Raw genomic sequence first — 19,848 nt, forward strand, 5'->3', positions numbered from 1 at the left:
CCTGCAGCACAAAAAAGGAAGGCCGTCTCCAGGAGGATGGAAACGGCCTTCGCGGACCATGAGGTCCGCGCGCTCCAGCGGAGGGGAGGACGCGGGAGCGCTGTCGCTACTTGAGCTGTCGCTCTGTGGAGGAGGAGGCGACATTCAGAGCTTAAATCGTTGAGCGGATTTGTATAATTGCACATAGGTATCGGTCGGCATCGGCGGTGCGTGCGGCTTGCTCCCTCGATGAGTGAGGCAGTCCTCGGTGACGAGAGACGGACACCGCGAGCATGGGGTATGCTGAGGCGAGCGACGGAAGCCACCGGTCCCGCTGACTGCAGAGGGCCTGAAGCGGCAAGTTCAAACGCTCCCAGTAATCATCCGCGAAGGCCGCGGTGATCGCACTTCAGCCATTCAAGCTCCTAGGGCCCTGTCATCCCGTATTCAATCCGCTGCCTGCGGGAGAGGCGTTTTGCTTTCACTCTCGTGTACGCGCGGCTTATAGCTGGCTCGCAAGAGCACGTAGAAGACCGGCGTTAAAAACAGGCCGAAGATCGTTACCCCCAGCATGCCGCTGAAGACGGCAGTGCCTAGAGACTGGCGCATCTCAGCACCGGGGCCTTCCGCGATCATCATCGGGAGGACGCCAAAGATGAATGCGAAGGCGGTCATCAGGATTGGCCGGAGGCGCAGTCGGCTCGCCTCTATTGCGGCATCGACCGCCGTCTTGCCTTCTTCTTGGGCCTGACGAGCAAATTCAACGATCAGGATCGCGTTCTTCGCCGCCAGACCGATCAGCACGACGAAGCCGATTTGGGTGAGCACGTTGTTGTCCATCCCGCGGACATAAATGCCGATCAAGGCGCCGAGCACCGCCAACGGCACGATCAGGATGATCGCCAGCGGCAGCACCCAGCTTTCGTATTGAGCCGAGAGCGCCAGGAAGACGAAGACGACGGACAAAGCGAGAATCCACGTTACACTGCCGCCGCCGGCATGCGTCTGCTGATAGGCAAGTTCAGTCCATTCGAAAGTCGTGCCGGGTGGAAGTACCTTTACTGCAAGCGCCTCCATCTTCTGGATGGCCTCGCCGGTTGAAATGCCCGGCGCGGCGTTGCCCTGCAAAGGCACAGATACGTACATGTTATAACGCTGGACGAGAGACGGGCCACTTGTTTCGCGGATATTGACCAGCGTCCCGAGCGGAACCAGCGCCCCTGTCGCTGACCTCACCTTGAGGTCCAGCATCTCCTCCTTTTCCATTCGAAATTGCTCGTCCGCCTGCGCTCGCACCTGATAGACGTGCCCGAAGGCGTTGAAATCGTTCACGTAGGAGATGCCGAGATTGGTCGAAAGCGTGTCGAAGATGCTCGGGATCGAGACGTTGAGATATTCGGCCTTGTCACGGTCGACATCAATGAAGAATTCCGGGGTCGATTCCGAAAAGGTCGTGAAAACACCAGCGAGTTCCGACGTCTGGTTAACAGCCGCCGCAAGCTGGCGTGCGAGGCCAAGCGCACGGGTCATGGTGGAGCCCTCCTGGTCCATGACCTGCATCTTGAAGCCGCCGGAATTGCCAATGCCTTGGACCGGCGGCGGAGGTATGGCGATGATGAATGCTTCATCGACACTTTGAAGATTCCTATAAAGCGTCCCTATGATCTTGTCGGCTGTATCTCCAGCATCTAGCCTTTCCTCGAATGGCTTGAATGGGGTGAAGACGACACCAGCGTTCGAAGCGTTCGTGAAGGTGGCGCCGCTAAAGCCGGCGAACTCTACAGCGTTGCCGACGCCTGGGACCCTTTTCGCGATGTCAGCGACCTTCCGAACTACCGCGTCGGTCCTATCGAGCGAGGAACCTTCCGGAAGCTGTACAACCACGATCGCATAGCCTTGATCCAACACCGGAATAAACCCGCTGGGTACCTTGGTGCTCATGAACCAGGTGGCGCCGAGCAGACCGACGAAGACAATCATCGCGCAGCCGACACGTATCCAGGAACGGACAATCGAGCGGATGGAGGACGAATAGCCGTGACTGATAGCATCGAAGCTTCGGTTGAAACCGCCCGCCGCGCGATCCCCGATCTTCGCGAAGATGTTCGTCCGCTCCCTGAGGTGTTCATGCTTCTTCAGCACGATGGCGGCGAGCGCCGGAGATAAGGTGAGCGAGTTCAGGGCAGATATCGCCGTCGCGATCGATATGGTGACGGCAAACTGTTTGTAGAACTGCCCGGAGATGCCAGGGATGAACGCTGTCGGCGCGAAGACCGCGATCAGTACAAGCGAGATTGCTACGACCGCCGACCCGACCTCATTCATCGTAACATGTGCAGCTTGACGCGGGGGCATGCCGTTGGCCAGATTTCGCTCGACGTTCTCAACGACGACGATCGCATCGTCCACCACGATGCCGATCGCGAGCACCAGGCCGAACAGAGTGAGCATATTGAGTGACATGCCGAAGGTAGCAAGGAAGGCAAAGGTGCCGATCAGTGACACTGGGATGGCAACGATCGGGATGATGGCGGTGCGCCACGACTGCAGGAACACGAATACGACGAGCGCGACCAGCACCACTGCTTCGCCGATCGTCCGATAGACGTCGGCGATGGACGCGGAAACGAACTCGGTCGTATCGTAGACGACGCGGTATTCGAGTCCGGGTGGAAAATCCTTCGATAGGTCCGACATGATGGCCTTGACTTGGCTAGCCGTATCGAGAGCGTTCGTTCCAGGCCTTGCGAAGATGCCAAGCCCGATCGCCGGATCGTTGTCGAGGTAGCTGTTCGTCACATAATCCTGGGCGCCAAGTTCGACGCGTGCGACGTCTTCGAGCTTGACCAGACGACCTTCGGAAGTTGCCTTTACGATGACGGAGCGAAACTGCTCCGTATCTGCGAATCGGCCTTCGGTGCGTATCGCATACTGGAAGGAGTTGCCAGTTTCTGCAGGTGGCGCTCCGATCGATCCGCCAGAAACTTGAACGTTCTGGTCGCGAAGAGCACCTACCACGTCGGTAGCCGTCATGCCGTAAGCAGAGAGCCTCTGCGGGTCGAGCCAGATGCGCATAGAATATTGCCGCTCCCCGAAAACCTGCACGTCGCCAACCCCCTCCAAACGGACGAGGACGTCACGGATGCGGTTACGAGCATAGTTTGATGCATAGAGCTGGTCATAGCGCCCGCTTGGAGACAGGATGTGGATGACCATCATCAGGTCGGGCGAACTCTTGGCGGTCGTAACTCCCAGACGCTGGACCTCCTGGGGAAGGCGAGGCAGGGCCACCGCCACCCTGTTCTGAACGAGCACCTGAGCCTTATCGAGATCCGTCCCTAGCTTGAAGGTAACCGTAAGCGCCATGTTGCCATCGGCGCTTGAGTACGACGACATGTAGAGCATGTCCTCGACGCCATTGACCTGCTGTTCGATAGGATTCGAGACCGAGTCGGCGATCGTCTGGGGATCCGCACCTGGATAGGAGGTCCGAATCACGATCGTGGGCGGTGCGATCTCCGGATACTGGGCGACGGGAAGCTGGAAATACGCAACCGCTCCCACGATGATCAGCACCAGAGAGATGACCGAAGCGAAGATCGGGCGGTCGACGAAGAAGTGGGCAAACCTCATCTGACGGCTCCAGTCGCGACGGCCGCTTCCTGGGCGGTTGCGGGAACGTCTGATTTGTTCTCCATATTCAACACCGTTTCGACGGGATCGATCTTGGTTCCGGGCCGCACGCGCACGATGCCTTTGACGACGATGCGCTCATCGCCCTTGAGGCCTGTCCGCACAACCCGGTAACCGTAAACCTTTGGACCCGGTTGAATCGGCACGGTTCTGACGGTGTTGTCAGGATTGAGCGCATAGACCACGCGCTCGTTCTGGTCGGCCGCGATAGCGTCGTCGGGAAGGAGCACCGCCGTGTACGGGGTCGAACCTTCTACTTCCACATGACCGAACAAGCCCGGCTGGAGGGTTTGGCTCGGGTTAGCGAACCGTGCTCTCAATCGCAGCGTTCCCGTGGCTGGGTCTATTCGGTTCTCAGCGAAATCCACTGTCCCCGAATAGGTGGTCTGCCGATCGTCTGCCAGCCGCACTGCGACCTTCAGCCCACCGGCACCTTCCTGCAAAAAAGTACCCATGCTGCGAGCCGTTTCGGCATAATTGAGGAGGCGTCGCTCATCAATATCGAAGTAGAAGTCGATCGGATCGGTGGCGACGATCGTCGTAAGCTCAGTCTGATCAGCCTGCACGACATTTCCAACCGATATGAGATGACGATCGATCCTGCCGCCAAGTGGTGCCGTGATTTTGCTGTACAGGAGATCGAGTTTGGCGCGGTCGACGCTTGCCTGCGCACCTTGCAGGTCTGCTTGCGCAGACTCGAACTCCTTGCGACGATCGTCGAGCGTGGAAACCGTCGAGCTACCCGACTTTACAAGCGCGTGGACACGATCGAATTCGGCCTGCGCATAAGTGAGGCCCGATTGAGCTACGGCTAACTTCGCGTTCGCTTCATCCAGCGCCGCGATGAACGGCCGCGCGTCTATCTCGAAAAGCTGATCGCCCTCCTTGACCATCTGACCGTCCTTGAATCCAATGGTTCTAAGGTAGCCGCCGACGCGTGAGCGAATTGAGACATGTTCGGATGCTTCGAAGCGGCCGATAAAGTGGTCCCTGTCGACGACCTCTCTGACCAACGGCTTTGCCACGCCAACCTGCGGCGGCGATGAACCATCCTGGCCATGGGCCACGGAGGCTGACAGGGTCGCAAGCAAGAACAGGCGGCGGTGCAACAGCATGCGGTGGAATTGCATGGAGATTTCCTTGAGTCATCGCGTGGGTAAGATTGGTGACGCGGGGAGGGCACCAGTCAGGAATTGGGCCTCGCCGTCGCCGAAGGACCAGTCGGCGTCGGTATTCTCGACCAAGGACACGACAAGGTCTGACGGCCGCAAGCCGCAGCGCTCCTCAAGCATCTCTGCAAGTCGTTTGTAGAGGGTCTTCTTTTCGTTGACGGATCTAGGGCGCGTCGTGATCTGGATGATGACAATTTCCTGACTCCGTTGAAAGCCGAGGCCTGTGTCCAATGCCGCGATCTCGGCCTGTCCGTGTTCGCTGAGGATCTGGTAACGGTCGGACACTGGCACACCGAACGACTCCACGACCGCTGCATGCGCAGTATCGAGAAGCTCGGTGATCTCATCCGGAGAACGCCCTCTGACAACATCGAGCCTTATGATCGGCATTGTCTTACTCCCAACTGCCGCGCTTCACGCGCCTATGGATTGAGCGTCGACAGTAACTTTGGCTGATCCGGGCTTATTGTTCGATACGATCATTTTCTTCGGCGCCCGCCGAAGGGGGGCATCATGATGTCACCGTACATTCTCAGTTATCGAGCGGGAAATATGTCAGCCCCCGGCCGCTGCGATGGTGATTGGTATCCCCTTGAAGGCGGGAGTACCCGACAGTGGATCGAAATGTCCTAGCGGAATGACAGCGTTCATCTCTGGATAATATCCCGCAACCGATCCCACCGGAATATTGTAGGCGACAGCCGTGAACCCCCTCACTGACCGTGTGGGACCTTTCCCCCTGACGTTCGATGCGATGTCGATCCTGTCGCCGTCGGAGAGGCCACGCATGGCCAGGTCCTCCTTGTTCATGAAGATGACGTCGCGGCGACCCCAGACGCCCCGGTAGCGGTCGTCGAGTCCATAGATGGTAGTGTTGTATTGGTCGTGGCTACGAATTGTCGTCAGCATCAGCGTATCCGGGTGGTTGAACAGCGGATCCTCGTTGAGACCCTCTGCAACCAGAAAGGTCGCTTTGCCTGTGGCCGTGTTCCATCTTCTGTAAGAGGGGGGAATATCGAGCCTGAAGCCACCCTTCACCCGGACGCGCTTGTTGAAGTCATAAAAAATCGGAAAGACTTCTTCGATCTTGTCCCGGATGCGGTCGTAGTCAGAGACCATGCCGTCCCAGTCGATGTGGTATTTACCCCTGAGCGTTGCCTTCGCGATCTCTCCAATGATCGCGGGCTCCGATTTCAGGAGCGCGCTCGGCGGATTTAGGAAGCCGCGGGAGGCGTGGACCATCGACATGGAATCCTCCACGGTAACTGATTGTGGTCCCGACGATTGAGTGTCGAGATCCGTGCGTCCCAGGCAAGGTAGGATGATTGACGTCCTCGCCACTAAGAGATGGGAACGGTTCAGCTTGGTGGCGATATGGACCGCGAGGTCGAGCTTCTTCATTCCGTCAAATACCAGTTCGGGGTCGGAGATGGCCACGGCAAGATTTCCTCCGAGGCACACCAGTGCCTTGGATCGTCCGGACCTAATTGCCTCAATCGCCTCGATCGCGTTGTGCCCCTTTTCCTCCGGCGGCCGAAACCCGAAGGCCCGCTCAATCCCGTCGATCAGGGCTTTGTCGGGAGCTTCAGTGATGCCAACCGTGCGGTCTCCCTGGACGTTTGAATGTCCACGGAGAGGGCAGATGCCGGCGCCCTCGCGGCCGATGTTGCCTCGAAGCATAAGGAGGTTGGCGATCTGCTGGATGGCGAGCGTTCCTCGGCTGTGTTGGGTGATGCCCATGCCATAGCAGAGGATCACCTTCTTTGCCCGGATATACGTCTCTGCCGCCCGAAAGAGGGCGTCCTGGGACAAGCCGGAACTCTTGACGATTTCACCCCAGGTTGTCGCCTCGAGGTCCCTCCTGAGATCGTCGATACCGGCGGTGTGCTCCGCAATGAATATTCTATCGAGAAAGCCGCCCCCGCCGCCGGCAAGATCCTCCGCGTCGCGCTCGAAGACCCGCTTCATCAGTCCCTTCAGCGCCGCAATGTCGCCGCCGATCCTGACTTGGTGGTACTCGGAAGCGATCGGTGTCGAGGAAAGGGTCGCCATCTCTATTGGGTTTTGTGGCGCTGCGAATTTATCGAGCGCGCGCTCCTTGAGCGGGTTGAAGACCACGATCGGAACACCGCGTCGCGAAGCCTCATGCAGCGTCGTCATCATGCGTGGATGATTGGTGCCTGGATTGTGTCCGAAGCTGAAGATCGCGTCGCAATGATCGAAGTCTTCCAAGGTAACGGTTCCCTTGCCGATGCCGATCGACTTAGGCAGACCAACGCTTGTGGCCTCGTGGCACATGTTTGAGCAATCGGGAAAATTATTGGTGCCGTAGGCACGGACGAAAAGTTGGAAGAGAAATGCTGCTTCATTGGACGCCCGCCCCGACGTGTAAAATTCCGCACGGTTTGGATCCCCGATCCGGTTCAGCTCGACACCAATGATGGAGAAGGCTTCGGGCCACTCGATCGATTTGTATCGATCGGTGTCGTGGTCGTAGATAAGTGGGTGGGTGAGGCGGCCCTGGTCCTCGAGCTTGTGGTCGGTCCAGGTCCAGAGTTCCGAGACGGGGTGCTCGGCGAAGAAGCTCGGCTCCACGCGCTTGGAGGTTGACTCCCAAGTGATAGCCTTGGCACCGTTTTCGCAGAATTCGAACGACGAGGTATGTTTCGGGTCCGGCCATGCGCATCCAGGACAATCAAAACCCTCCGGCTGGTTCGCCTTGAGAAGGGTGGTCGCCCCCTGTGCGACTATCTGCTGATGCTTCAAAGTCCGCGCCACGGCCTTTAATGCACCCCACCCACCGGCAGGACTCGTGTAAGTTCCGATGCCATCAGGTCGCTTCTCTTGCATCTGGTCCACCTTCTTCTATCGCAGCAGCAGGATGGTATCAGCAGAAACTCGCTGGCGGCATTATACTGGAGTATCGGGCTTGTTGCTCTCTACACGTCGTCATGCTGAGCAATTGTTGGGCTTCGAGGGCAAAGCTCACCTGAATCGTGGCGCAACAAGGATTCGAGATAGACCCTCCCAGATTCCGTGAGTCGCGGAGAAAGCTGTTGATCTGCGCCAGTCCTTGCGATCGAATCTGCCGCCGTGTTTCAAGTTGATCGTCGCTCTCTCCCCCGTGCGTGAAGAAGAGCGTGAGGGACCGGTCAGTCTCGGCAGCAGTCGCCGAGGCAAGCGTAGGCTGCGGCCAGGCCTGTGGTGCCGCTGGAATGCCCTTTCCCCATTGAACCCCGAAAGTTCCACGGGACGAGCAGCCTGACTTTAAGCCGTTCAACGGTACCGATACCTAGGTATAGTTGCCTTGGAGCAGCTTCGCGAGGAAACTAAGAACATAGCGTGCGAGGGAGATTCCCTGGCTATCGTCATTGACGAAGGCCTCGATGGGTTTTGGCGCCAAGAATGGATTGGGGCGTTTCAAAAGATTGCAATAGCTTGCGTTGGGCTGCTTGTTATGGGCTCTTTTCTGTGCCCCGTGCAGGTGCTCCGATTGCGTTCGCATTGGCGGCATTGACCTCGACAGGAGACGCCGCTGACGGAGCAAAAGTCCTTGCCGCCATGACGACCGCCCAACTTCTCGGCGCAATTCCAATTGCAAGGCTGGGCCGTCATATCGACAAGAGCTCATTCTTTAGAATCTTGATTGCAATTCGCATGGCTGCAATGCTCGCATGCGCCGTAGCCTGCGCGGCGCACGCGTCCATTCATATATTGATTGGTTCCGCCGCCGTAGCAGGTCTCGTCCAGGGAGCCGCTTTTGGCTATCTACGAGACGCCGCCAACCAACTCGTTGAACCGTCCCGGATGGTTAAGACCCTCGGGTTTGGAGTGATCGCCGCCGAAGTCACGTTCCTTATCACGCCCATATTCTCAGCGGCTCTTGGCAGCATATCCGCCGCTCTCGCCATAGGAGCGATAGCGATAATAGGTTCTACACCGGCTATCGTTCTGCCCTACATAGATCAGGCGACCCCACCGATAGCTTTATCGGGCAAAGGGGTGATCCCGCGGGGCGGGGAGGTCTGGCTTGCATGCGCCTGTGTCAACGCCGCTGCTGTCAGTGCGATAGAAATCGGCGCTGTTTCGATCGCGCTCGGGTTAGGCTTGAGGCCAGAGCATGGCGCTGTCATTACGGGTACCCTTTGCGTGGCATCTCTTGTCGGATCCACCTGGATGAGCATCCGCAACCGGCAATATCCTGCGTATCATGTTCTCATTATGCTTAGTTTGGCGACCGCGGGTGCAGCGCTGGTTACGGTCAATCACTCCTTGGCAGCATCATTGCTCGGTTCCGCGATTGTTGGAGCAGCCGGAGTACCGCTCGTTGCTTACTGTTCGTTCGAGATCGGAAATCGGGTGACAGCTGAGATTAGACCTGAGGTATTTTCGCTTCTTAAGACTGCAACCTCGGCTGCAACGATACTTATCTCTGCGCTAATCGGTTGGACATCGATCGCCATTACTTTGAACATCGCCACCGCTCTTCTCGCATCTGCCGTGTTAGGCCTCTTAACGCGGCTTTTGATCTCGGGTTTTCGTGGCGTTCGCGGGTCAAAACTCCTCGTTGATCCAGCCGCGCCGGACATGCCTCGTAGTCACCACAACGAGAACTAAGAGAGCAAAAAACTCTTCAGCCTTTGTGGCCGGAATGATATGTACTTTTGCCGGATCTTGAATGGTGGAGTGCATTTATTCAGGCGAGGCAACTTAAAGGCGGTAATTTTCATCAACGGGGCAGCATTTCTGTCGACGCTAAGCTTGTCAGAGATATGCGAGCGAATTCCTGCGATCGTTTGGACAACGGACGAGGCGGGCTCAACTATTTATGGCAACAGCCGCTTCAGAGCCTATTTCGGCTTAGACGGTCAAGGAACCGAAGGGCTTAACGCGTTGCATCCAGACGATGCGATCACACTGCCTGTTAAAATCCGGAACGCTCGTAGAGAAGGATTGGACCTCATTGCCGATGTGCGACTTCGACGGATGAGCGGTGAGTATTGCTGGTTTGCATTGTCGTCCTCACCCTGGGGCGACGGTGCCGCCATTGAATACTGTTGGGTTGCTGTCAAGCGCAACAAGCGTGCTGACGCCAATTTCGTTCAGAGAGTTGCGGATTCATGGCAGGCCAGCCATCTCATTCACAGTGAGACGGAAATACTCGAAATGGTCGCGAGAGGCACGGCGACAGCAGAGGTTTTCGACAAGGTCTGCCGTCTCGTCGAGGAACTAATCGACGATTGCTTTTGCTGTATTCTGGAGTTGTCTCTGGATCGCAGACACTTCCGTTTTGGTGCAGCACCTAGGCTGCCGGGCGGATTCAAGGATGCTTTCGACCGAAGTGAGGTCGCCGCCGGACTCGGACCTTGCGGCCTCGCTGCAACCAGCCGGCGTCCCGTCGAAGTTCTCGACAGTGCTTCTGACGCGCTGGCAGGAACGGCCGAGGGGAGGCTCATGCTTCTCAACGGCTTCAATGTCTGCCAGGCCAACCCGATACTTTCTCCGTATGGAAACACGGCCGGTGTCTTCACTATCTATCGCCAGCGACATGCCGCCTTCTCACTATTTGAGCAACAGGTGGTCGATCGAGCGATAAACATCATTAGTATCTCGATTGATAGAACCCGTCACGAAGAAGCTCTGGTGAGGCGGGAGACACAGGTTCGCAGGAGCCAAGCTCAGCTTGTTGCTGCCCAACGCATCAGCTCGACAGGAAGCTTCACGTTTGACATCCGGAACAACGAATACATGTGTTCTGAAGAACTATACCGGATATTCGATATCGACCCGTCCCTTGAACCCGACATCTACGACCTCCGGAAGCGAGTCTATCGCGACGATCTCGCAAAGTTCGACGCGGAATTGCAGCGCGCGCTTTCAGGGCAAAGCATTGACGTCACATTCAGGATCATGACTTCACACGCCTCTCTCAAATTTCTAAGAGGGCTGGCACAAGTTTCCTATCATGTCGGGGATAATCCGGTTTTGGTCGGTACCGTTCAGGACATCACTGATTTCAAAAACGCACAGGAAGCACTTCAGCGCGGAGAGGAAGCTCTAATTAGAGCCCGCGAAGACTTGGCCTACGTCTCGCGCGTCATGACGATAAGCGCGCTAACAGCATCGATTGCACATGAGGTCAGCCAGCCATTGGCTGGCATTCTTACCAACGCCAATGCATGTCTGCGCCTACTAGCCCTCAGCCCCCCGAATATCGAAGCCGTCTCCGAAACTGCGCGAAGAACCATTCGTGATACGTTGCGCGCTACGGAGGTAATCAAGCGCCTCCGGGGAATGTTCGCGCGCCAACCATCTACAATGGAGCATACCGACCTGAACGAACTTGCACGCGAGGTCATCGTGTTGTGCGCGAGAGACCTGCATCAGAAATCGATCAGTGTGATCGCTCACCTAGAGACCAAACCACTTCAGGTCATGGGGGATCGCGTCCAATTGCAGCAAGTCATCTTAAACATGCTGTTGAACGCAAGGGACGCTATGGGCGACATCGAAATCCAACCAAGAAGCCTGACCGTGAGCACCCACCTGGACACCGAAGATTCGGCAGTCTTGTCGATTACCGATGTGGGCATTGGATTTCCGCTGGAGGATGCTGACAGGATGTTCGAAGCTTTCTTCACCACAAAGCAGGACGGCATGGGAATCGGTCTCGCTATCAGCCGCTCGATCATCGAAAACCACGGTGGCATAATGTGGGCCGAGCCGAACGACGGGCCGGGCGCGACCGTCTCGTTTTCGATACCTCTTCGGCGCTCACCCCAATGAGGTTCTAGGCTCAGGACCTATTAAATAGCTTGCGGCGGTCTACTGCCTTTGATTCATTGGGATCGAAAGTAGGCCGCCAAGGCGAGCCTACTCCATTCGGACGAGCGTCATGATGAGCGCTGCGGGCGATCCAACTGTGTAGGTGCCGCCACCGGTTGGAGTGACGCCTACGGTACGGGCACCGCTCCGATCTGTTGCATAAGACTTAAGAGGTCTGGCTGACCGCGCTCCTCCACGATCTTGCCGTCGGAAATGCGGTAAAAGTTCACAGCCTGGACGCTGATCGACTTCCCGGTGGCGGGAATCCCGAAAAAATCGCCATGGTGCGTTCCCCGCATGGTGAAACGCACTGCGATCCGAGTATTGCCGGCGCCAAGATTGTCCTCTTCAGCAATCGTCTCTTCCAGCGTCCACTGGATGTCGGGAAAACCGCTGCGCATCATACCGATGATGGCGAGATAGCCGCCGAGGCCCTGCATGGGCTCACTCCGGTTCGGGACATGGAAGACCGCGCTGTTAGCGATCAGCTCACTTCCGAGCGTCTCGTCGGCTGTGTTGATGAATTCGACAAAGCGCCGCATGAATGTGTTGGCAATGGCAGACATGATAATCTCCGTTAGAAATCGTTGGCGTGCGGTCAGCCGCGGCCCACCGCACTTCAGGCGCTTCGTCCGAAGCTCGAAAAGTTCGCTGAGGTTAAGACGACAATCTTTCCCTCCGCCTGGTTTTGCTCCATCCACCGATGCGCCACAGCAATTTCGCTGAGCTGGGCCGTGCGGCCTATCGGCACTTTCAGCTTCCCTAATGCAATATCAGTCAAAATGCTGTCGAGGGGCATTTGCATGAACTCGGAGACACCGCCTGAATAGGTAGTCAGGCGCACGTAGTTGGGGATTGCATCCATGGGCGCGAAGCTATCGAACGACCACTTATCACCAACCATCCCTGCCATGCAGACTACGCCTCCGGGCCGAGTGCATAGGAGGGAGTCGGCAAGAGTGGTCGTGCCCACCAGTTCGAGGACCTTGTCGACTTTTGCGATGCTGGCACTCAGATGGCCATCATCCACTATTCCCTCGTTGGCTCCGTGCTCAATTAGAAGGCTGGTCCGTGTTGCCTGACGCGTCGTGCTCAGGACATACGCGCCGTGATTGCAGGCCAAGCCAGCGGCAGCAAGGCCGACCGAGGTCGATCCGCCACGAATGAGCAGTCGCTCACCCGGCTGGAGGTCGAGAGCGCGGAATAGCGAACCCCAGGCCGTCTGAAACATTTCGGGTACGGCACCGAGGACCTTCCATGGCAGATCCGACGAAAACTTGCGCACCTGGCTGGCCGGCACGCAGGCAAATTCGGCATAAGCGCCATCGAATTGCCGACCCATGCCACCCATCACGGTGGCGACGGTATCACCAGGGGCAAATTGACCACCAGGCGCGTGCTCGACGATACCGACAGCCTCGATACCCAGGACGCGCGGGAACTGAACGCCCGGCGAATGTCCCCGACGGGTGAATAGCTCCGATCGATTGAGGCCAAAGGCAATGACCTTGATCAGAACCTGGCCGTTCTTGGGCATTGGGACCGGGATGGTCTCAATGTTCAGGACTTCGGGGCCGCCGGGACCCCGCATCACCGCTGCTTGCATCATCGACATCAAATCACCTGCTTGAGTTCAGGCACGCCAAGACCGGCGAGGGCGCAATGTGAGCAGCAAGGGCGCAGATTAGCGCACTCATCACAGCCTGAGAGTTTCAGTGCCGCAATCAACCGGCTCATAAGCCGGCCACCCACTTGCCCAGCAGCCCGCCCTCTGTATCCCTCTTCGAGGCGACCACCTGTACGCTCGCGACCGTCGTGAAAGCGGTGAATACCGCGGCTGCATCCATTAGTCCCTTATGCATTTGTGCCACCTCTTGAGAGTTCGACACAATACACCGTGCATTTTTATTGAGTATCAAGCTATAGGTTGCTTCAATCGTGCACCAGGATTGGGAATGCATAATCTGCCGGAACTGGAAGCATTGGTCGCGACCGCACGCCTAGGCTCATTCGCCGCCGCGGCGCAGCAACTCGGCATTTCGGCAACGATGGTTGGCCGCCGTATACAGAACCTTGAAGCTCGCCACGGCGCTCGTCTGCTGGAGCGGACGACCCGCGCCCAAAAGCTGACTGTCCTTGGAGCCCAATTCCTAGAGCAGTCGATCCGCATCCTCGACGAGCTCGCAGTCCTCGACGAACTATCCAGCCCTGCTGCCTCGCTCAAGGGCTCGCTACGGATCTCTGCTCCCACGACCCTTGGCGTCACTACACTAGGTCCAGCGATCGCCGAATTTGCCAAAGCGCACCCGGCTCTGTCGGTGGAGTTGTCGCTGTCGAACCGGCGGGTGGATCTCGTGGCCGAAGGCTACGATCTGGCGATCCGCGTGGGTGATCTTCCGTCGTCCACGCTGGTGAGCAAGCGCATCGGCACGTACCGCCTTATCTGCTGCGCATCACCGTCGTGGCTGGCAGCGCATGGGGAACCAGCGACACCGATGGATCTGGCCAAGGGAGGCTGTATCGTAAACAGCAATTTTAACCCGCCCGATATCTGGCACTTCATCGATGCCAAGGGCGAGGCCATTGCCGCCAGGATCTCGGGTGCGCTGCAGTTGGACAACGATGAAGCACAACGGACCATTGCACAGCAGGGTGGTGGCATCGCCTGCCTGCCTGTCGATTTGGTGCGATCCGACCTCCAGGATGGTAGCCTAGTCCAGTTGCTGATGGATTTCGGGACTGACTCCATGCCGATCCACGCGATCTACCCGTCCCGAAGGCTGCTGCCCAAGCGCGTTGCCGCTGTGATTGAAGCAGTCGCCGCGGCGCTCAGCCGCAGCGATTTTCCGATTTCCAAGTGATTACCCACGAGCGAGGCAGTGAAACATCTGAAGATGGTGAGATGCAGTCGCGTCGAGTGCCTTCGAAGAACTTTCGTCATGCTGGGGGCTGATCAGGTTTCGTGATATGATTATCCAAAGCAGACGTTCGGCTCGCCACGTTACCCTAGACATTTCAATAACCGAAGCGGATCGGCAGCTTTCAGGAGATAGCAAGGTCGGCTTGAATGGCCGAAAGGGGACGCAAAACAGCCGTTCTGCTCAGCGCAGCAGCCCGTCAATGTCGAATTCCTCCCAGCCGCTTAGCGTTGACGCGGTATCGTCGAGGCGACGCTCTACCTTCTTCGACCGCTTGTCGGCCTTCCTCGACCGCGTCAGCTTCGCCCGATACGCGGCTTTCCTTCGCTTCTCGGCTTTCGCCTCGGCGTCCTCCACCCGCCACTCTTCGACGGCTCCGCGGTCGAGAAGGTCTTCCACCACTTTTGGATCGAACACGTGGAACGTGATCCTGCGGGCGCGCCCGGCCAGCCTTACCGTTCTCGTGCCGGCGCTAGGCAGACGGCCGTCCGTGAGCCAGCGATGCCTTTCGCTCGTCTTCATGCCGAGAATGTCCTGGATCTCGCGCGGGATGACTGGCAGGCTTGCGGCTTCCTCCACCGTCTTTCCGACCACCGCCGAGGCCGCCTTGAACGCCGCGTTGTCGCTGGCCGGCATCGAAAGGGTGAGTTCGCTGCCTGAAAGAATGACCGATTTCTTCGAGACTGCGGGAAGCCGAGCCTGGATCTCCTGCAGTATGCCTTTCGCGCGTACAGACGAACCGAGAGTGGTCGCGGGCGAAAGCGTCCATGTCCTGAGCAGCTCTACGTTGTTCTTCTCGTTCTTCGGCATGGCGCACAGATGGGATCGGCGGTCTTCCAAGTCAACGATGGAGCGCAGCGCATGCTGTGAGGAGATTCCAGTGACATGCATCCTTTAGGCCTGTCGGTCGTTTTCTTCGGCGAAACAGAAGGAGACATCCGATGACCAAGCGTGAACTGATCGATACCGGCACCGACAAGCGCTACGTTCGGCGCGACGGCCACGGGCGCTTCAACGAATCCGTCGACGTCGGCCGCTCGCTATCGGCCGACCACCGCCACGACGCGAAGAATGACGCCAAGCCGTGCGAAGGCGACCGTGGCGACCACAAGCCGAAGAACTCGCGTTGAGGGCGAGATGATGACCGACATTCGCATGAAGGGCCTCGGCACGCGAAACCAAGTCGAGGAGCATCTGGTGGAGCTCGCCGAGGGGGCTCCTACCGAAGACTATGGCGACGGCGATCCAAAAGCCGTCGATCTCGATGCTGCGAACCGCGAGATCGCATGGCTCCGCAAGGAGGTCGCCGATCTGCGAGAGCGGCTTGCGACGATCCGTGGGCAGACGGAGGACGTCCCTCACGCGTCCGAGGACACCCATCCATGGATGAGGATCGCGGCCGCGATGGCGACGACCTTCATCCTGGGAAAGCTGGTGCAACGTCTGCGGCTCGGAGCGGCTGGCGCCGCCGCCCTGCCGATGATCGCCGCCCAGCTCGACAGGCGCCTTTGGTGAGCAACGGAAGGCTATCGACGAAGGGCTTCGCCCATTTCAGATAGACTACCTGAGTTCGAGCACGTTGTTGGTCGCCGGGCGGCGTGATGAAGGCGAAATGGTCCCTGGACTGTAGATCGTTAGGCGGCCTTGGCAGCACGAAGCGTGCGGATCAGGATGCCGGCGGTCTCGACCGACGAGCCGGGGTTCTGGCCGGTGATCAGCAGACCGTCCTGAACCGCATAGGATGACCAGTCAGGGCCGCTCGAATAGAGGCCGCCATTCTGCTTCAGCATGTCCTCGACCAGGAACGGCACGACATTGGTCAGGCCGACACCGTCTTCTTCCGTATTCTTGAAGCCGGCGACCTGCTTGCCCTGGACCAGCGGCGTCCCATCGACGGATTTGACCTGGCGCAGGACGCCCGGCGCGTGGCAGACAAAGGCGACAGGCTTGCTGGACCGGTACAAGGATTCGATGAGGGCAATCGAATCCTTATCTTCCGCCAGATCCCAGAGCGGGCCATGGCCACCGGGATAGAAGACGGCGTCATAGTCCTCAGGCGAGATCGAACCGAGAGTCACCGTCGACGCCAGCACTGCCTGGGCAGCCGGGTCGGCGTGGAAGCGGCGCGTCTGCTCGGTCTGGAAGCTCGGCTCGTCGCTCTTCGGGTCGAGCGGCGGCTGCCCGCCCCTGGGCGATGCGACGGTGATGCGTGCGCCGGCCTCGAGGAAGGCGTAGTAGGGGGCGGCGAATTCTTCGAGCCAGAAACCGGTCTTGCGGCCGGTGTTGCCGAGCTGGTCGTGCGAGGTGAGAACCATCAGGATGTTCATGTGCTTGATCCTTTCGATCTGTCCGACTGTTCGGATGAGGTGATCATGCCATCCTACCAATCATTCCGGAAATTTATCTTCTTGATTTCAGATATACGCCCAGCAATATGACTGGATGAAGTATGATCTGAACCTCCTGCCGGTCTTCCTGACCCTGATGGACGAGCGCAACGTCACCCGTGCCGCCGAGCGGCTTGGAATGACCCAGCCGGCTCTCTCCAACGCCCTCAACCGCCTTCGCGAAACGCTGCGCGATCCACTGTTCATCCGCGAGCGCTATGGCATGAAGCCGACGCAGATGGCCGAAGAGCTCGCGCCCGTCGTCAGGGCGGCGCTTTCGAGCCTCGACGAGGCGATCGGCGGTCAGCAGGAATTCGATCCCGCTGTCGCAACCCGGCAGTTCACCCTGGCCCCCAACAGTTATGTCGAGTTCATCCTGATGCCGGTGATTGTCGCGCGGCTGCGGGAGCTTGCGCCGGGAATCAGGCTGCGCCTCACGCCCTTCGGCAATGATTTGGTCGAAACGGGCGCCGTCTCAGGAGCAACGGAGATGGTGCTCGGCAGGATCGTCGATCCTCCGGACAACATGGTTGTCCAGCATCTGATGGACGATGGGCTGGCCTGCGTGGTGCGGAACGATCATCCGGAGATCGGCGACAGCCTGTCTCAGGAGCAGTACGAGCGCATGAAGCACGTCAACGTTCTCCCGCCCGGCCGCATGCGCGTCGGCCTGTTCCAGGCGTTGCAGCAGAAGGGACTTAAGCGCGACGTCGCCGTATCGGTGACGCATTTTCTTGCCGTTCCGGAAATGGTCGCCGCCAGCGACTACTGCGCGACGCTGCCGCGCTTGATCTGCCAGCGTCTCGCGCGGGACGAAAGGCTGAAAGTTCTACCGGCCCCCGTCGACCTGGGCACGTTCCCGGTGCACCTGGCCTGGCATGTCCGCTACCGCAGCGATCCGGCACACCGTTGGCTCCGGTCGCTGATCGGTGACGTTGCAGAGGAGCATGGCCTTCCTTCTTAGAAGTCATTCCATCCCTCACATATAGTGATCGGACCACTGCCAGGCAACGCATAGCTGCCATTCGCCGAGCACGGGCTCCGGTAGCTTGCATTGGTCGTATGCCGTGCTCATCTATCGGTCACACCCCGTATCGATGACCGCCGCAGCGACAACCCTCCGTCGCGCGTGGTTATCCGGGATGGATGAGGGCGCTCCCTGGCGACGGGTCGAGCGCCCTCTGTCTGACATCCCCAGCAATGATCGACACCTTATTGATGACGATGGCCAGAAGCTCCCGAGCGATGCGCATTGGGGCATCAATGGTTCTTGACAGAAGGAAACGGCTCGACCCGGTGCGCATTCTCGTCGGCGTTCGACGAATTCGCCGACGATGTAGGTCGTCGGGAGGGATTCACCGACACCCGCGCTAGGGTCGCCTTTGTCGGCGCCTCGCAAGGCCATCGTCTCTCTGGACGCGGTGGCCTCGGCTCGTTCGGAGGTTGGCGCGTTGTCTCGTTCGCAGGGGCCTCCCGCGGCAACAGATATCTTCCGCGACCGAGGACACGCCGCTTCTACATGGGTGAACAGGTGCGGCGCGCTAGACTCGTTGTTATTCTGTCTCGGCGGCCGCCCCTACGAACTCAGGTCGTAGCAAGATCATACTACCGTATGGCATGTCGATACTGGCGGCCGATACAATGAGACCCACGCTCTGAAGTACCTTTCTCTCACCGGACGAACCGGTTCAAGCAACCTAGAGAAAGGAACCTGAAATGACCAAGTACCTCCTTAGCATATCCGCCACGATCATCATTTCAATGTCTCTGTTCGGCCAGGTTATGGCAGATGAAGGGGACTACTATGAGGGAGTGACCAGAAGCGTCGGCGCATCGATCGATCCCCGCACCACCTCCAGCATCACAGTTCACAAGAGCCAGCATGGCTTCACCCGCAACGGCGGAGGCCGCGACAACAACTGGCCGAACTTCGTCGACCAAGGAGATTATTATCAAGGCGCAAGCCGCTCGAACTGATCCCGCAACTTCTACCATCAAAGGCCCTCTCGATTGCTTTCGAGAGGGCCTTTTTGCTGCGACGATCCTCCAGGAGGCGAACCAAACCCATCAAGGCTGGTCGACCGATTTCAAGCCTCACCTGCTCCTCGCCGAAACTGTGACTTGCGCTCGAAGGACCGACCAAGCCTTTCGATTGTCTCCCAAGATTCACGAACCGTTGAGCCGCTCCCACCGCTTTTCGCCGTCGCCCGGATGCCACGCGGGTTTTCCCCTCTAAGCAGTCGGCGCCTGCCCTTCGTTCGTTCGCAGCGTCCTTGGAGAATTTGTCACGGCTGCAATCCGCTGTGTGACCCATCGGACAGAGTTCATGTCATGCAGCTCGATGACCAGGATGATTAGCGGTGTCATACCGACGTGTGGTCACCGCATACACGCGTTCAATACCGAAGAAGGGTTCGTCGGCCGTACCTTTACCTCACCAGACAAGAGGTCTGGATGAACCCGAAACCTTCGAAAAGGAACCACATCATGATCAAGAGCCTCCTCAGCACAATCACCGTTCTCGCTTTGACCGTAACTGTCGCCGGAACCGCCCTGGCGGACGAAGGGGATTACTACGAAGGCGTCAATCGCGAAAGCAGCGTTTCCGTCGACCACACTTCAACCGGCAGCATCGGCACGCAGCACCACAAGACTGAACAGCGCGACAGCACCTCGTCGAACCTGAATGAAGGCGACTATTACGAGGGGGCCGTTCGTCCCAACTAAATCCCATCCACCGCAACCCCTCCATCACAAAGGCCTACCTGATGATAGTGTCAGGTAGGCCTTAACCGGTTGGGGACTCTGGCATATTGCCTCCTTGATCGCATTGCCCGCAAGCCTGTTTGCTACGGTAGTGTTTGAAGACGAGTC

16 protein-coding genes and 1 pseudogene are annotated in these 19,848 nt (G+C 58.4%); 8 read left to right on the forward strand and 9 right to left on the reverse strand.

The window, feature by feature from the left end; translation table 11 throughout:
• Window positions 1-426 precede the first annotated feature (426 nt).
• The 5 genes and pseudogenes from ACSQ3G_RS24315 to ACSQ3G_RS24335 all read right to left on the reverse strand — a co-directional run.
• Window positions 427-3,612, reverse strand: coding sequence for an efflux RND transporter permease subunit (locus ACSQ3G_RS24315; protein ID WP_436112018.1), 3,186 nt, complete (start codon window positions 3,610-3,612; stop codon window positions 427-429).
• Window positions 3,609-4,802 carry an efflux RND transporter periplasmic adaptor subunit gene (locus ACSQ3G_RS24320; RefSeq protein ID WP_436112019.1) on the reverse strand — a complete coding sequence of 398 codons (1,194 nt, stop codon included), beginning with the start codon at window positions 4,800-4,802 and terminating at the stop codon, window positions 3,609-3,611. Before ACSQ3G_RS24320 ends, ACSQ3G_RS24315 begins: the two co-directional genes overlap by 4 nt.
• 15 nt (window positions 4,803-4,817) lie before the next feature.
• Window positions 4,818-5,234 (reverse strand): tautomerase family protein, encoded by a 417-nt coding sequence (locus ACSQ3G_RS24325; protein ID WP_436112020.1) that lies wholly within the window; start codon window positions 5,232-5,234, stop codon window positions 4,818-4,820.
• Window positions 5,235-5,399: 165 nt separating this feature from the next.
• A complete protein-coding gene (locus ACSQ3G_RS24330) occupies window positions 5,400-7,694 on the reverse strand; it encodes an FdhF/YdeP family oxidoreductase (RefSeq protein WP_436112021.1) in 2,295 nt (764 codons plus the stop codon).
• Window positions 7,695-7,878: 184 nt separating this feature from the next.
• Window positions 7,879-8,061, reverse strand: a pseudogene (locus tag ACSQ3G_RS24335) (peptidoglycan L,D-endopeptidase MepK); the annotation flags it as partial.
• A gap of 188 nt (window positions 8,062-8,249) precedes the next feature.
• On the opposite strand from ACSQ3G_RS24335, the gene ACSQ3G_RS24340 reads away from it, so the two are divergent.
• Window positions 8,250-9,461 carry a hypothetical protein gene (locus tag ACSQ3G_RS24340; protein ID WP_436112022.1) on the forward strand — a complete coding sequence of 404 codons (1,212 nt, stop codon included), beginning with the start codon at window positions 8,250-8,252 and terminating at the stop codon, window positions 9,459-9,461.
• A 69-nt stretch (window positions 9,462-9,530) separates the two neighbouring features.
• Window positions 9,531-11,630 (forward strand): ATP-binding protein, encoded by a 2,100-nt coding sequence (locus tag ACSQ3G_RS24345; protein WP_436112023.1) that lies wholly within the window; start codon window positions 9,531-9,533, stop codon window positions 11,628-11,630.
• 167 nt (window positions 11,631-11,797) lie between these two features.
• Here ACSQ3G_RS24345 and ACSQ3G_RS24350 read toward each other — a convergent pair whose 3' ends face one another.
• On the reverse strand, window positions 11,798-12,235 hold the full coding sequence (locus tag ACSQ3G_RS24350) for an ester cyclase (RefSeq protein WP_436112024.1): 438 nt from the start codon (window positions 12,233-12,235) through the stop codon (window positions 11,798-11,800).
• A 53-nt stretch (window positions 12,236-12,288) separates the two neighbouring features.
• A complete protein-coding gene (locus tag ACSQ3G_RS24355) occupies window positions 12,289-13,284 on the reverse strand; it encodes a zinc-binding alcohol dehydrogenase family protein (protein WP_436112025.1) in 996 nt (331 codons plus the stop codon).
• Window positions 13,285-13,624: 340 nt separating this feature from the next.
• Between ACSQ3G_RS24355 and ACSQ3G_RS24360 the strand changes: the two genes are divergently transcribed.
• The gene (locus ACSQ3G_RS24360; RefSeq protein WP_436112026.1) at window positions 13,625-14,530 is read left to right on the forward strand and encodes a LysR family transcriptional regulator; all 906 of its coding nucleotides are present in this window, start codon (window positions 13,625-13,627) and stop codon (window positions 14,528-14,530) included.
• 240 nt (window positions 14,531-14,770) lie between these two features.
• On the opposite strand, the gene ACSQ3G_RS24365 is transcribed toward ACSQ3G_RS24360, so the two are convergent.
• Entirely contained in the window at window positions 14,771-15,397 is a 627-nt protein-coding gene (locus ACSQ3G_RS24365; protein WP_436113182.1) for a hypothetical protein, read from the reverse strand.
• 131 nt (window positions 15,398-15,528) lie between these two features.
• Between ACSQ3G_RS24365 and ACSQ3G_RS24370 the strand changes: the two genes are divergently transcribed.
• Window positions 15,529-15,717, forward strand: a complete 189-nt coding sequence (locus ACSQ3G_RS24370; protein WP_436112027.1) for a hypothetical protein — start codon at window positions 15,529-15,531, stop codon at window positions 15,715-15,717.
• 7 nt (window positions 15,718-15,724) lie between these two features.
• Window positions 15,725-16,102 (forward strand): hypothetical protein, encoded by a 378-nt coding sequence (locus ACSQ3G_RS24375; RefSeq protein WP_436112028.1) that lies wholly within the window; start codon window positions 15,725-15,727, stop codon window positions 16,100-16,102.
• A 119-nt stretch (window positions 16,103-16,221) separates the two neighbouring features.
• Here ACSQ3G_RS24375 and ACSQ3G_RS24380 read toward each other — a convergent pair whose 3' ends face one another.
• On the reverse strand, window positions 16,222-16,914 hold the full coding sequence (locus tag ACSQ3G_RS24380) for a type 1 glutamine amidotransferase domain-containing protein (RefSeq protein ID WP_436112029.1): 693 nt from the start codon (window positions 16,912-16,914) through the stop codon (window positions 16,222-16,224).
• A 115-nt stretch (window positions 16,915-17,029) separates the two neighbouring features.
• Between ACSQ3G_RS24380 and ACSQ3G_RS24385 the strand changes: the two genes are divergently transcribed.
• The 3 genes from ACSQ3G_RS24385 (at window position 17,030) to ACSQ3G_RS24395 (ending at window position 19,701) form a co-directional block, all read left to right on the forward strand.
• On the forward strand, window positions 17,030-17,938 hold the full coding sequence (locus ACSQ3G_RS24385) for a LysR family transcriptional regulator (protein ID WP_436112030.1): 909 nt from the start codon (window positions 17,030-17,032) through the stop codon (window positions 17,936-17,938).
• 752 nt (window positions 17,939-18,690) lie between these two features.
• On the forward strand, window positions 18,691-18,951 hold the full coding sequence (locus tag ACSQ3G_RS24390) for a hypothetical protein (protein WP_436112031.1): 261 nt from the start codon (window positions 18,691-18,693) through the stop codon (window positions 18,949-18,951).
• 510 nt (window positions 18,952-19,461) lie between these two features.
• Window positions 19,462-19,701 carry a hypothetical protein gene (locus tag ACSQ3G_RS24395; protein ID WP_105403894.1) on the forward strand — a complete coding sequence of 80 codons (240 nt, stop codon included), beginning with the start codon at window positions 19,462-19,464 and terminating at the stop codon, window positions 19,699-19,701.
• The last annotated feature ends 147 nt before the right edge of the window (window positions 19,702-19,848 follow it).

This window comes from Neorhizobium tomejilense (assembly GCF_964254135.1).
Taxonomy (GTDB): domain Bacteria; phylum Pseudomonadota; class Alphaproteobacteria; order Rhizobiales; family Rhizobiaceae; genus Neorhizobium; species Neorhizobium tomejilense.

Bases quoted from the DNA above. Each gene is read 5' to 3' on its own strand.
- ACSQ3G_RS24315 (WP_436112018.1), bottom strand. From the start codon at position 3,612: ATGAGGTTTGCCCACTTCTTCGTCGACCGCCCGATCTTCGCTTCGGTC.
- ACSQ3G_RS24320 (WP_436112019.1), bottom strand. From the start codon at position 4,802: ATGCAATTCCACCGCATGCTGTTGCACCGCCGCCTGTTCTTGCTTGCG.
- ACSQ3G_RS24325 (WP_436112020.1), bottom strand. From the start codon at position 5,234: ATGCCGATCATAAGGCTCGATGTTGTCAGAGGGCGTTCTCCGGATGAG.
- ACSQ3G_RS24330 (WP_436112021.1), bottom strand. From the start codon at position 7,694: ATGCAAGAGAAGCGACCTGATGGCATCGGAACTTACACGAGTCCTGCC.
- ACSQ3G_RS24340 (WP_436112022.1), top strand. From the start codon at position 8,250: ATGGATTGGGGCGTTTCAAAAGATTGCAATAGCTTGCGTTGGGCTGCT.
- ACSQ3G_RS24350 (WP_436112024.1), bottom strand. From the start codon at position 12,235: ATGTCTGCCATTGCCAACACATTCATGCGGCGCTTTGTCGAATTCATC.
- ACSQ3G_RS24355 (WP_436112025.1), bottom strand. From the start codon at position 13,284: ATGTCGATGATGCAAGCAGCGGTGATGCGGGGTCCCGGCGGCCCCGAA.
- ACSQ3G_RS24360 (WP_436112026.1), top strand. From the start codon at position 13,625: ATGCATAATCTGCCGGAACTGGAAGCATTGGTCGCGACCGCACGCCTA.
- ACSQ3G_RS24365 (WP_436113182.1), bottom strand. From the start codon at position 15,397: ATGCCGAAGAACGAGAAGAACAACGTAGAGCTGCTCAGGACATGGACG.
- ACSQ3G_RS24370 (WP_436112027.1), top strand. From the start codon at position 15,529: ATGACCAAGCGTGAACTGATCGATACCGGCACCGACAAGCGCTACGTT.
- ACSQ3G_RS24375 (WP_436112028.1), top strand. From the start codon at position 15,725: ATGATGACCGACATTCGCATGAAGGGCCTCGGCACGCGAAACCAAGTC.
- ACSQ3G_RS24380 (WP_436112029.1), bottom strand. From the start codon at position 16,914: ATGAACATCCTGATGGTTCTCACCTCGCACGACCAGCTCGGCAACACC.
- ACSQ3G_RS24385 (WP_436112030.1), top strand. From the start codon at position 17,030: ATGAAGTATGATCTGAACCTCCTGCCGGTCTTCCTGACCCTGATGGAC.
- ACSQ3G_RS24390 (WP_436112031.1), top strand. From the start codon at position 18,691: ATGACCAAGTACCTCCTTAGCATATCCGCCACGATCATCATTTCAATG.
- ACSQ3G_RS24395 (WP_105403894.1), top strand. From the start codon at position 19,462: ATGATCAAGAGCCTCCTCAGCACAATCACCGTTCTCGCTTTGACCGTA.